Raw genomic sequence first — 13,423 nt, 5'->3', positions numbered from 1 at the left:
TGAAATTCTTCGAGGACACCGCAGAAGTAAACGATAACAAAGACCCGACAGGCTTCGGATTATTGGATTGAATGACCACCAATCCAAGCCTAATCGCCAAGTCCGACCGCGTTTTCAAAGAGGTCATTGCATAAATACGCAGTCTGACGGATAGAGCGGTAACGGCTAAGGTTGCAGCTTTGGTTGCCGCGGGAATGATTGCACAGGCAGAGCACCTCGCGGGGATCGCCAACAACATCATTGTTAAACGGTTTTGTTGCAAAGTTTTGGACGCGCCAAACTGTTTGGGCGATCTCTATTATCTTATGCAGCCAGTTCAGCAATTTGTTGGAAAAGACAGATTTCGGGCTTGAGCTGACCTTTGCGGATCAGGTTTGTGACCTCGACCCCTTCAAGTGTCGCGACGGCTGAAGCGAGTGCTGAGAACCCCAGCGTTTGCTTCGTGTGATCCGCTACAACGCCGCGTTCGCACATTATTTCTGCCAGGTCGCGCTGGAAGACACCCTATCGAACATAAAAGGTCACTGCGAACAGTATCCCGTCCTTCCGATACTGCGCGCCTGCAAAAGAAATCATGATCCAACCTTCAACTGGATCTAGCGGGTCGCCGCACAGGCGCTAGCGCTATGAAGGTTAAGGGTCAAAAGATGGTAACAGAACCGTCTTCAAGTTACCAATTCCCTGAGCCGAAAAGGCGTTCTCCCTGCTCGTCTATAACCTGCTTCGCCTTGGCGATGCTGAAGCTTTCGGCCTGGTCCCGACTTTCGAAAACATCCGCCCGGATCACCGTGTGGGTCTTGCGATCTCCGTCGATAATCTTTTCGATACGGGCCAACAGGCGGTATTTGCCACCCTCGGCCATCAGGTCGGGGAATATCTCGAACCCTTTGTACGAGACCGGCTCCGGTTCGGTCTTTTCAGCGCCACCGAAGAGTTTTGAGAACAGGGACATAGGGAAGTTCCTTTCAATTTTGATAGTATTGGAAGCTAACTCCGCAATGTGCTGAAGTGAAACAGGTCGTTAGATCAGATCACCCGCCGTCGATCCGATAGCACGCTTGGAGCATGGTCTGAAAGCCCCGAACCGCAGCGAAAGCCCGGTCCACCGCTCCACTATCCATTGCATAAAAGAGCCCTAGGTGGACGTTCGCACAAACCGACTAGCCCGATGTTGCAGCGACAAGAGCTACCGGGCTTTTACAGCAACGACGCAAGGATTAGTCACATTTCAGCCTTTGGGAGTATACCAAATTGGCGAAGTGTAAGCACGTTCCTGCGTTGACGTAGGCACCTCGGCAGGCACCTCGTCTCCAAACCGAACGGCGTCGTAAATTGTCCACCTCGGAGTGGGGATCTCTAGGACACGGGCATAGTAGAAAGCTCTAACTGAAGGATCAAACTCAGGATCCGCCCAAACACTGATCAGCTCTGGAGAACCGATCGAATTGGTAAACGTGCCCGTTGCAACATCCACGGTGTTCCCCACCGCTGGCAGCTTGCCATCCGCATCAAGTATTCGGTCTCCCGACCAAGCCACGTCATAGACCCGCTCTTCAGTTTCGCCATTGGCATTTAACCAACCTTTCACAATCTGAACTCGGTCGAGATTGCCGGAAAACGGATCTTTCAGCGCAGCAACCAGGAATGTTGGGGCGTCCGCGCCTTCTGTTGCATCTGCGAGGTCCCCTCCCATCGGAACGCCTTTTTCGTATCCTATTTCGGCGGGCAAACGAGACCTTGCATCAGCTTCGGTAAAGTCCCAGCCACCAAAGAAACGAACTGCAATTCGACTACCGGTTGTCCCATAGACTTCCTTCCGTTCCATTGCGTCGAATATTGCTTCGCGCGTGTTATCTTCGGCCCAGACTGCGGCGTAACCGGACGCTGCCATTTCCCATCCAAGAATTCTTGTCGTATCGAACTCACCAACGACGTGCTGCCAACGACCGGGCTCGGGTTCGACGCCAGAGTGTTTGCCAAAGAAGTTGTCTTCTTCCGCCGTTGCCAAAGCGGTATGGCTGTCTGTCGAACCTACCACTCCGAATTTGTATGGATTGGTGCCTAGTTCAGCCTCAAGCTTAAGTCCGTTCTTCAGAGCCTCACGGGCATACTCATACTGGAGCATCCAATCTTCTTTAGGCATTGGTCCGAGGTTGGATTTATCCCAAGTCTCATAGTCTGCGAACTCATCGTTTGGGCTCAGAAATGGATGCGTTTCTCCGTCACCTTTGATTTGGGTGATTTCATACATCGGCTCCCACTTGGCACGCCGCTCTGCGTAGTCTTCTGTCAAAGGTTCACCCGTTTCAGGGTTTGTCTCGACCGGAAACATCAGGCCGTTAGAGACGTTGCCGTTGTGGGCAAGGGCCAGCACACGACCGCCAGTCTCTTGTTCATATGTTTCCATCCAGTCCCACAACCGTTCCGGATTATAGGTTTCTGCGGTTGTAAAAGGCAGCATTTGCCGTGCGCGAATGGCGTCGTCCCGGTAGATCACATTGCGGTGGAGGTTGTTGCCAGCTTCCGTGGACGTCCATTCGTATCCAATGAACGCAGTGAATGTGCCAGGGGCGTTGTGATGATCCGCAGTTTGCGTGAACTCGTCCCATATAGATTGTACAAACCTGCGATCTGAAACAGCCTCGGGCAGAGCATCTCCGGTGATGCCAGCAAAGGTTTCAATCACTTCCATGGTTGCACCCAGAGCGACATCCCCACCGGCGTTAAGGCGTTCGTTCCAGTCTCGAAGCGTTGGGTCACGCATCAGTGTAGAGTTCCCCGCCACGATCTCATTCATGGCACCCATGGCATCAGAGTGATCGGATACCACCAGCCAGTCGAGCGGGCGCGACAGCTTAACACGGAGGCCATGCGATGTGGTGACCTCCTCGCCACGTGCAAACCTATAGGCATCGTCCGGGCTAAGAATTACGCCAAATCCGCGCGCATCGAGCGAGTTTGACGTGTGCAAGTGAGTGTCACCCCAAAGCGGGCGCGTAGGAAAATCTCGACCTGCATACGGCGAAAAATCAGCAGGCGCTGGTTCACGCATATCATCAACTGATATGGTCATCTCTCCAACTTGCCCGCCTTGTGCGGCGTCTTGAGCATTTGAAGAGCTTGCTATGAACGCTGCGGAAACTATCGCTGTCGATGTCTTAAGAAAAAACTTCATTTGAACCTCCCAGCCGAGCTGAATTCTAGTCTATGGCAACATCTGACCCGGCTTTTCGTCAAGGAAAACAAAGGTTTTTCTTATGTGAGCTTAAGAGATCCCGGGTGAGGCTCGACTAGTCCCGGGCCGCAGCTTCGCCCAAAACTTTGACGCTCGGACGCGGTGAAAAGCACGCCTACGAGTGCACGTTCTTGACGACTGGTGACTTGGCTCGCCAGTCTTGAAACCGAGACCTTGATCGGAGGCCTTGCCGTAAAGAGGTTGTCGCGAACACCCCTATTGTCCTTATCCCTTTTTATTTGCCTCGGTCGTTTCAGCTCAAGATAATCTCAACATCACATTCATATTTCAAGATAATTTTGACTGGGGCGAACCTGGGCTCACGGAGGCGGCATGATCCGTGTCGCGGCGACCCCCGAGATGGACGCCCTCGCTGCGGAAGGATTTCGACTCACGAACTTCATCGTGGGAAGCGAGTGCACACCGTCCTGCGCAGTGCCCATGACAGGACGTTACGGTCAACCATACCGTCCCAGTTGGGGGTGGCGATTACGGTCTGACTCAGTGGGAAATCACAATTGCAGAGATGCTGAAGGTCGTAGGCTACAACACAGCTATGTACGGCAAGTGGAACCTTGACTGGACCGAGGGGCGCTATCCAACGAATCACGGATTCGACAAATTTTACGGAGTTGAGACCGCGGACTATACAGTCTGGCGAACGCTTCCGGGTTTTGCCGAAGCCAAAACGGAAGAGCCTGTTGTGATGCAGGGTATTGCACGCGAGCTAGTATGCATCGCACGGGCTTACGATCTGGACTATCTCGGCGAGATAGATGGCGACCCCACGAAAAAAGCTATTCGCCACAGTTGTTGATTAGGTCTTTAGACTTTGCAGAGATCGAAGTGCTACAGGTCAAGGGTGCGTGGGACGCCGCCAGAAACATCCTAAACCGCGAAGCTAAGGCGCTGGAGCGGGGTGGTGCGGACCTTTTGATCCTGGCCACAAACACCATGCGCAAGCTGGCCGATCAGATGATGGAAGGTGTCGGCATTCCCTTGATCCATATTGCTGACGCCACCGCCAAAGCAATACAGGCTGCCGGACTTCAACGCCCTGGGCTAATGGCCACAGCGTTCACTATGGAGCAGGAGTTTTACACAGATCGCCTAAGAGCGGCTGGGTTGGAACCGCTTGTTCCAAACGATGATGACCGCGCTGAGACGCACCGGATCATCTATGACGAGCTTTGCAAAGATATCACGACCGAGGCCAGCCGCAACACCTATGTCGAGATCGCTTCACGCGTTGTAACAGCCGGAGCGGACTCTCTGATCCTTGGATGCACGGAAGTGGGTATGCTGCTCAATACTGACAACGTTTCGGTTCCAGTCTTCGATACAACTCTGATCCACTGCAAAATTGTATTCAATCGAGCGATGGATTTTTGAACATTGCTTATGCGGGATCGGCCCTTTCCAGCCGTTCACTAGCTGCGCTGATCTGGCACTGCGGCCCTTCGGTCCTGACATTCAATACAACTGCAAACTCTTGCCAAGTGTGAGTACACAAATCGAATCTACATGGTAGATCAGGGTTTAAGAGTAGATTTCATTAGTTCGAGTTCTCAGGTAATACGTAGTAATGGACATTGTCGTCATTACGACCATCATCACTTCTTTTTTTGTTGTAATCGGCGTGGCGGAGCCATTGGCTGCACGTATGCGCCTGCCTTACAGCGTTATCCTAGCGGTCCTGGGGATAGTGATCGGACTTGGCGCAACGTTCTTTCTCAATACTGACTTGACGGATGCGTTGAACCCGGGAGCGCAGGCGATTATTGATTTGCCGATCCGGTCAGACGTCTTCCTCTATGTTTTCCTGCCAACGTTGCTCTTCCAGGCGACACTTGGCATGAACCTGCGCAGGATGCTGGATGACTGGATGCCCATCCTGATGATGGCCGTTGTCGCGGTGATTGTGGCTACTCTCTCAATTGGCTATGCGCTCAGTTGGGTAAGTGCTTTACCGCTGGTCGCCTGCCTGTTGATTGGAGCTATCGTTTCGACAACTGATCCCTCGGCGGTTGTCAGCATTTTTAGGTCAATCTCCGCACCACGCAGGTTGTCGCGAATAATCGAGGGTGAAAGCCTCCTGAACGATGCTGCCGCGATTGCTCTTTTCGGGCTATTCATGAGCTTTGTGATGCTCGGCAGACCTGATCCATCACTAAGTGAAGCCGTGGGGCAGTTTCCGCTGTTGATCGCCGGTGGCGCACTCACTGGTTGGCTTATGGCGCGTATGGCGGTTTGGATAATGGCTTTCGTAGACCGTTGGGAGAAGGCGCAAATTTCAATTTCTGTCGCGCTGCCCTACCTCGCCTATATCGTTGCGGAACAAAGCGTCGGGGCTTCGGGTGTTATCGCAGTGGTGGTCACAGGACTAACGCTCAACCTCACCGGCCCCGGTCGTTTGTCCCCATTCGCTTGGACAAATCTGCAAGAAGTATGGGATCTCCTGGCGCACTGGGCCGGAGCGCTGATCTTTATTCTTGCAGCATTGTTGATACCGCGACTTTTGGAAGGGGTGCAGCCGTCTGACTTTGGCCTGTTGGCAGTGGTGGTTCTTGCAGCAACACTGGCGCGGGCGGCGGTTCTGTTCGGCTTGTTGCCCTTGCTCACGACAATCGGTCTGTCGCCATTTGTGGAACGCCCCTATCGCTCCGCAATGCTTTGGGGTGGGCTGCGGGGCGCCGTGACTCTGGCATTGGCACTAGCAGTCACTGAAAGCACTCAAGTACCGCTCGAAACCAAGCGTCTGGTCGGTATTTTGGCCACTGGCTTTACGCTGTTTACACTGATTGTCCAAGGGACAACCTTGCGAACGGTGATCACAAAGCTAGGGCTCGACGAACTCACTCCGCTTGATACGGCATTGTCGCGCCAGGTGGTCGCGGTCGCCTTGCAATCAGTCCGCGAGGATATATCGCGCACCGCAGAAAATTACGACCTGACCCACCAAATTGTAAGAAACGAAGCCAAACAGTTTAGCGAACGCCTCGACGAGGCTGTAAAGGCCGCCGAGGACAGCGAGGAGATCTTGGATCGCGACCGGATCACGCTTGGCCTTATTGCGTTGGCTGGTGCAGAGCGGGATTCAGTATTGGCCCGAATGCGAGAGCGTACCATGTCATCCGTTCTCAGCGAAAAAATTCTGTCCGATGCTGATCGGCTCATTGAAGGCGCAAGGACCGGTGGTCGGATCGGCTATCAGCGCGCGTCCAATCGATCTGTCGTCTATAGCAAGTCTTTTCGGATCGCCGTTTTCCTGCACAACCGCCTACGAATCTCGTTTCCGCTCACTCGTTTAACAGCGGACAGGTTCGAAAGACTGCTCATGCAACGTCTGATCCTTCGAGATCTCGATGGGTTTGTCCGTGGTCGCATACGCCGGATCCACGGTCGGCGGGTTGCGGAGTTGCTAGACGACCTGTTGGAGCGCCGATCCGAGGCGGTTGAGACAGCGCTTGAAGGATTACGGCTCCAATATCCAGGTTATGCGGAAAAGCTGGAGCGGCGGTTCATCCGAAGGACAGCATTGCGACTGGAGGAGCGAGAATACGCGGTCATGCGCGAGGATGGCCTGGTAGGCGAAGAGCTCTATTCAGTGTTGATGCAGGAAGTGGCGGCACGACGTGCTTTATCCGAAGGGCGTCCTGTACTGGACATTGCCCTGAAGGGGCGGGATCTGGTCAGGCAGTTTCCACTATTCTCTGATCTCGACAAAGCTTCACTGCGAAAACTCAGTAGAGCGCTGCGTACCCACTACGCCAACGCGGGTGACACGATCCTTTCCAAAGATGAATTGACCCGGAGTGTGTTTTTCATCGCTTCTGGAGCAGTCGAAGTGGAGTTCGGCAGACATACCACACGGTTAGGTCGTGGCGAAATGTTTGGGCAATTGGCCATGCTAATGAAACGACCCCGTCGGGTAAACGCGCGAGCGTTGGCGCCCTCGACTTTGCTTATGCTTGACGAAGCAAGTTTCCGGCGCTTGCTGCGGCGAAGCAAGGCCATGCGGAAGTCGGTCGAAATGAGTGCTGCCAAGCGTATGATCGACCCAGCAGTGTTGGACTTGGATGAACCTTCAGCGACCTCTTGAACACGGCTCAAATTCTCTAAAGAGAACCAATCGAAAAGGACCTGCAAAACAAAAGTATCGTTTCGCGGATGCCAGTCTGATTCGGTTATAATTTGTGTCTAGTCCTGTAAGGTGCTTTGTCATTAGAAAGCACCACCGCTGTCCTCAACATCTCTGAAAGTCGCCGCAGTTTCCGACCCCCAACATTAAGTGAATCGGTCAAGAAGAGTAACTGCATGTGCCAGCGATTTAACCAATCTGCAACATCCGCTCATAACAGCCAATTAACCATAATCCAGAATGCTGCAGGCGCGGCGCACTTTTCGGACACTCGCTACAAGCATCGAGTGCCGTGTACTCCTTTATTCAATCGTTTGGGCACCTGCTTCGCTCGACCCCATTGCCGAGGCGACTGGCCGTACATCCGCTAGAACTCGCGACTGAATTGAGAAGAGCCTTGATACCCCACCTCCCAGGCCGCATCCGACGCGGTTTTATCTTGTGCGATCTTCATCGCGGCATTGTTCAGATTATGCCTGTTAAGACGCAAATTATTCACGTCTTTTAGACCACCCTCTTCTGAATGAAGTGGGCGCTTCGCCGTAGCGTTTCTTGAAGCGTGCAGTAAGTTGCGTCGCGCTGCTAAAGCCGGTGGCTGCCGCGATTTCCGCGACCGCCATCTCGGTTTCGCTGAGCAATGCGTAGGCCCTCGAAACGCGCAGTTCAATATAAAACTGAACAGGCGAAGTTTCGACGTACTTTTGGAAGAGACGCTCTAACTGGCGACGAGATATCTGCACGGCTTCGGCTATTTCAGAGATATCTAGAGGCTCTTCCAGGTTTTCTTGCATGATCTGCATCGCGTTGATCAGGAACTGGTTGCGACTACCCAGAGCAACCGAAAAGGCTGATTTCTGGAGCGTTTTACTATTGTTGGACCGAAAGTGGATGCACATGTCCGAAACGATGATCGCCAGGTCATTTCCGAAATCGGATTCGATCATGTCCAACATCATGTCGGTTGCAGCATTTCCTCCGCCGCACGTCATGAGTTCATTGTCGATCTCATACAGGTTTGACGATGGCTCTAAGTCATCAAAATGTTCGATGAAAGCAGGGTGGTTTTCCCAATGCAATGTGAACCTTCTGCCTGACAGAACTCCAGCCTTGGCAAGGGCGAAAGCCCCTGTGCAAATACCACCCAGATTACACCCAAAGGTTCTTTGGCGGCGAATCCACGATAGCACCTTGGGGTTTGTACTTTCCGCCGGTTCAATACCCGAGCAAACAAACAGGCGCGACGATCGCGGTAGGTTGCGCAACGCAAAATCAGGTTTAATTTCAACCCCATTCGAACAAGAGACCGGATTTCCATCTTCAGTGATCAGAAACCATTTATACAGTTCTTTGTTTGTAACCTGATTGGCGATCCTCAGAGGTTCCACTGCGGCGCTAAAGGCCAGCATTGTCAGCTTTGGCAGCAGCAGAAAATAGATTTCCTTGGCCGGCCCATCATAGTCTATGCGATAGCTGGCCGCGCCCTTTGGGACAAAGTTTCTCGGGTCCATATGCGCTCCTCCTAGTATCGACCAAGGCAGATGAAGGGCACCAACACCTCTTTTGGTGTTGGTGCAGAAAGATCAGGCACTCATCCGTGCAACAGGTTCTCCGCTTTCCTCCCAGGAGCGGACTTCATCTTCGCTTGCTTTAGGCGAAAAGAGCCCTGTCATGGCATAGAAGATACCGATGACCGGTGACAGCCAACAAGCGAATGCAAGCGGAATATACAACAGGTTTTCGAAATTGCCGTCTGCGATACCCAAACCAAGCGCCGTGATGACAAACGCACCACCTGCATTCCACGGGATTAGAGGGGACACCAGTGTTCCGCCTTCCTCGACCGCCCGGGACAGGTTCAGTGGGGAATAGCCCATCGCGCGATAGACCGGTGCATACATCCGTCCAGGCAGTGCAATTGACAGATAGGGGTCACCTGCAACGGTGTTGGTCGCCACAGAGGTCAGGATGGCCGAGGTTTGAATGCCGGCAAACGTTTTCACCTTCGAGATGACAACTTTGATGATCGCCTGAAGGCAACCGACGCGTTCAAGCGCTCCACCAAACCCCAGGGCAAGCAGCACCAGTGAAATCGTCCACATCATCGACTGAATACCTCCGCGGTTCAGCAGGGGATCGATCTCTGGAACCCCAGTATCGATCGAATAGCCGCTATTGGCGAAGGTGAACGTCTCATGCAGTCCAGCCCCCTGACAGAAGATAGCCATGATGCCGCCCGAAACGGCGCCTGCAAACAGTGACGGGATCGGAGGTTGTTTCATGACTGCCAGCACGATGACCAGAACGGCTGGAAACAGCATGATCGGCGAAATCCAGAATGCTTCATCCAGTGCCGTCGTGATTGCATGAATGCGGTCAAACGATACCTGTGACGTGTCAATCAGAGTGAAGCCAACTACAAAGTAGATCACGAGTGCAATCAGCATCGAAGGAACGGTGGTTGGAAGCATATTCCGAATGTGATCGAACAGATTGGTTCCTGTCACGGCTGGTGCCAAGTTAGTCGTGTCCGATAGAGGTGAGATCTTGTCTCCAAAGAATGCTCCGGAGACGACCGCCCCCGCTGTCCAATACATTGGAATACCGAACCCCGCACCGATCCCCATCAGCGCTAAACCGACAGTGCCTGTCGTTCCCCACGAAGTGCCCAATGAAACGGAGACAATGGAGCAAAGGACCATTCCAGCGGCGAGGAAAAGTTCAGGCGACAAAATCTTGAGACCGTAGTAGATCAGCGTTGGCACAGTTCCGCTCGCGATCCACACACCGATTATCATTCCCACTGTGATCAGAATCGAAACTGAAGGCAGTGAGATATTGATAACGTGGAAAACGCCCTCTTCGATATTGGGCCATTTGTGACCCAACATGAGGCCAACAATGCCGGTGATCGCGATCCCGAATGCCAACGGGATATGCGGGGTAAAGTCACCGAAATAGAATAGTTGCAGCCCAAGCACACACAGGGTCAGCACTATTGGCGCGAGCGCCAGCAGTAAGCCGGGCTGTCGTATGTTGTCTTCATTCCCAGGCATATGGGTCTCCTCCTTCAGATTGGTCCAGAACCTTGATGATCTGCGGAAGAAACCAAGTTTGGCGATGTGAGACTGTCGGTCAGAGCGTACATCTTGTTAGAATTTGCGACATTCATGCGGAGGATTTCGGCGTCTTCGAATGAACTGAAGACTTACCATTGCGATCACACCAAACAAACTACCTGCGTTTCGGCCATCTCGCTTCCTATTTTGGGGCATCTAACAAGTTTTGCTCGAGGTGGAGTGGTTCTGTTGATCAAGGCCCATACCAGTCATTGACCGTCGGCAAACCATGCTGCGATACGGCTCGTCGAACCTGCCGTTCACTGCAATGCGAAATTCTACGATAGTTGGAAATGCGCTCTGCGGAAAAAGCTGCATTTCATGCCGATGCTGACAATCTCAGCAAACGCCCCATTCCCGGACGTTGACCGCCACTCTCAGTAGTGGAGCAACGCTTAGATTGGCATCAAAATACGCTTCAAGTTCGACTTCTTCTACTCCTTTGGAATTGGTTGTTCACTGGGCACCAACTGACATCTCTCTCTTCCGCTGCGCGTCTCTGATCAAAGCCGCAAGCCGATAGAAGCCATGAGCCATCTTGGTGTAGGGCATTAGCAGGAAGAAAGTCAGAACCGATCCAAGGTGGATGGCAAGCAGCGCAGGCATCAGAGACGTTGAACCAAGGGCGTAAAGGACCAGTCCGCTCAGGCCGACAAAACCGAGCAGCAGGATGAAACCGATGTCACCCCCCCAAGCAGACGGATCGCCAAGCTCTCGATCAGATTTCTGCTTGAGCAGAACCATGACTCCGCATCCCATTGTCAGCAGGATACCTCCGGAAACGCCGAAGAGTTTTGGCAGGGACCAGAACCCGTAAGGCGCGTGCAACCCGAACCCGTAGTGCATAACCGTCGCCACCGAGGTCGACGCGAAACACAGCAGGAAGCCGTACATGATAGCGTGGTGAATGTGACGGCGCCCTTGGCTGAACCGATCTTCATCTTCAAAGTTACATCCCTCACCATGCCCGGCAGCTAGATCCTGCATCTTACCAGCGCGTTTGAAGGCGGCCTTCAAATCAGACAATTGGAGGGGTTTGCCACCGACTTCCGCCCAATAGCGCCTTAGGCTGATAGCCACACTAAAGAGTGGCAACAAGAATGCGGGCGCAAAGATTGCGACCATCGCATTGTGGGACAGGACGGCATAGAACCCCTCTCCCCCGCTTGATCCGATGGCGCGAATGGCCCAGAACAATAGGGCAAATCCAACTACCAGTGCCAAGGCAATAGCCCCGCCGTGAGTGTGAAACCGGCGCGCCAGAGGCTGCGGCCAGGCGAAGCTTTCCCAGCTGTCCCGCCGCACTTCGGCCAGAGCTTTCGGCAGATTCAGGTCGAACTCGTGCGGTGCGGTATACTGACAAGCGTAGTAGCACCCCCTGCAATTGTGGCAGAGGTTAGCGAGTTGCATGATGTCTCCATCGGAAAACGCGCGTTCCGCATGCAGGGATGGAAAGACTGAGCAGTAGCCCTCGCAATACCGGCAGGCGTTGCAAATCTCGGCCTGACGGCGGGCTTCTTGAACAAGGTCAGTTTGCATAAGCGGCGGCCTCACGTCCTGCGATGCGTCCAAAAACGGTTCCGATGGTCATGCCGAACCCGGCCAAGTAGCCTTGCCCCAAGATTGACCCGGCCATGGTTTCGCCAGCGGCCCAAAGGTTCTTGATCTTGCCGTCAGGGGTTGAGCACTGCGCTGTGTCGTCGACCTTCAGACCCAGATAGGTGAAGGTCACGCCGGTGCGCAGCGAGTAGCCATAAAAGGGCGGCTCCGTGATCGGACGCGCCCAGTTTGTCTTGGGCGGCGTCAGACCCGAGGTCGTGACCCGGTCCAACTCAGTCGGATGAAACCCACTGGTATCACCGCATGCTTCGTTGAATTCAGCAACCGTCGCTTTCAACTTGTCGGCAGGCAGATCCATCATTCCAGCCAGTTCTTCCAGGGTGTCCGCCTTTAGCGGTGGAAAGACCGAGGGCATGAACAGGTTCAGTGACTTGGCGTCGATGATCACGTAACCCACCTGATCCGGCTGCGCAGCCACCAGACGCCCCCAAATCGCATAGCGCTTGGGCCATACGTCTTCGCCCTCGTCATAAAACCGCTCGGCATTCTTGTTCACGACAATTGAAAACGGCACGCAGTCCAGGCGGGTGACGATACCGCCGTCAAACTTCGGCGCGCGCCCGTCAATTGCGACGGCGTGGCACTGGGTCGGATCGCCGACGCTGTCCACACCCTGATCCAGCAAATCAGACAGAACCACGCCACGGTTATAGGGTGTGCCCCGGATCAAGAAATTCTTGGCAGGTTCACCCCATGCACGGGTCAGCCAATCCGTGTCGGCCTGAAACCCACCCGAGGCAACGATGACCGCCTTGGGCGTGATGCGATGAGACTGGCCCTCATAGGTGTAGTCGACCCACTCGATCCGATCACCATTCAGCTCCAGATGCGTGACAGCCGCTTCGTACTGAACATCGACACCCAAACCAGTAGCAGTTCGGTAATAGGCGTTTACCAGAGACTTCCCGCCCCCCATGAAGAAGGCGTTGGTCCGCGCCAGCGACAATGTCCCGGACAGAGAGGGTTGGAACCGCACCCCGTGTTCTTCCATCCACGGCAGGCATTCCTCAGATGTTCGGATCGCGAGGCGAGCAAGATGTTCGTCGGTTTTGCCGCCAGTGACCTTGAGCAGATCTTCAAGATACTCATCTTCACTGTATTCTTCGATCAGCGGGCCGAGAGGAGCGCCATGCATACAACGAAAATTGCGCGTATGGCGGGAGTTTCCACCCCGATAGGGTTTTGGCGCCGTCTCGAGGATCAGAACACGGGCGCCTGCCTCGGCAGCGGTCATCGCGGCGCAAAGGGCTGCGTTCCCACCGCCGATCACAGCGATATCATAAGCTTCCTTTTGGGTGGCCATATCCTGTC

General features: G+C 53.9%; 9 protein-coding genes. 3 read left to right on the top strand and 6 right to left on the bottom strand.

Annotated elements, in window-relative coordinates; translation table 11 throughout:
* Positions 1-670: 670 nt before the first annotated feature.
* Positions 671-952: an HlyU family transcriptional regulator gene (locus ACP15L_RS19810; protein ID WP_170380651.1), complete on the bottom strand. Its 282-nt coding sequence runs from the start codon at positions 950-952 to the stop codon at positions 671-673.
* 276 nt (positions 953-1,228) lie between these two features.
* On the bottom strand, positions 1,229-3,073 hold the full coding sequence (locus tag ACP15L_RS19805) for a DUF3604 domain-containing protein (protein WP_425085503.1): 1,845 nt from the start codon (positions 3,071-3,073) through the stop codon (positions 1,229-1,231).
* Positions 3,074-3,731: 658 nt separating this feature from the next.
* On the opposite strand from ACP15L_RS19805, the gene ACP15L_RS19800 reads away from it, so the two are divergent.
* From ACP15L_RS19800 to ACP15L_RS19790, 3 genes are all read left to right on the top strand, one after another.
* A complete protein-coding gene (locus ACP15L_RS19800; RefSeq protein WP_425085536.1) occupies positions 3,732-4,052 on the top strand; it encodes a sulfatase-like hydrolase/transferase in 321 nt (106 codons plus the stop codon).
* A 29-nt stretch (positions 4,053-4,081) separates the two neighbouring features.
* Complete coding sequence (locus tag ACP15L_RS19795) at positions 4,082-4,627, top strand: aspartate/glutamate racemase family protein (RefSeq protein WP_425085502.1); 546 nt, start codon at positions 4,082-4,084, stop codon at positions 4,625-4,627.
* A gap of 193 nt (positions 4,628-4,820) precedes the next feature.
* Complete coding sequence (locus tag ACP15L_RS19790; protein WP_425085501.1) at positions 4,821-7,337, top strand: cation:proton antiporter; 2,517 nt, start codon at positions 4,821-4,823, stop codon at positions 7,335-7,337.
* A 530-nt stretch (positions 7,338-7,867) separates the two neighbouring features.
* Here the strand turns inward: ACP15L_RS19790 and ACP15L_RS19785 are convergent.
* From ACP15L_RS19785 to tcuA, 4 genes are all read right to left on the bottom strand, one after another.
* Positions 7,868-8,884 (bottom strand): GlxA family transcriptional regulator, encoded by a 1,017-nt coding sequence (locus tag ACP15L_RS19785; RefSeq protein ID WP_425085500.1) that lies wholly within the window; start codon positions 8,882-8,884, stop codon positions 7,868-7,870.
* 72 nt (positions 8,885-8,956) lie between these two features.
* The gene (gene nhaC, locus ACP15L_RS19780) at positions 8,957-10,429 is read right to left on the bottom strand and encodes a Na+/H+ antiporter NhaC (RefSeq protein ID WP_425085499.1); all 1,473 of its coding nucleotides are present in this window, start codon (positions 10,427-10,429) and stop codon (positions 8,957-8,959) included.
* 519 nt (positions 10,430-10,948) lie between these two features.
* Positions 10,949-12,031, bottom strand: a complete 1,083-nt coding sequence (tcuB, locus tag ACP15L_RS19775) for a tricarballylate utilization 4Fe-4S protein TcuB (RefSeq protein ID WP_425085498.1) — start codon at positions 12,029-12,031, stop codon at positions 10,949-10,951.
* A complete protein-coding gene (gene tcuA, locus ACP15L_RS19770; protein ID WP_425085497.1) occupies positions 12,021-13,415 on the bottom strand; it encodes an FAD-dependent tricarballylate dehydrogenase TcuA in 1,395 nt (464 codons plus the stop codon). The genes tcuB and tcuA overlap by 11 nt, the downstream gene beginning before the upstream one ends.
* Positions 13,416-13,423: the final 8 nt, after the last annotated feature.

The organism is Ruegeria profundi (genome assembly GCF_049800715.1).
GTDB classification, from domain to species: domain Bacteria; phylum Pseudomonadota; class Alphaproteobacteria; order Rhodobacterales; family Rhodobacteraceae; genus Ruegeria; species Ruegeria profundi_A.
The sequence above is the reverse complement of the archived record's forward strand: the minus strand, read 5'-3'. Positions and strand labels throughout refer to the sequence as shown.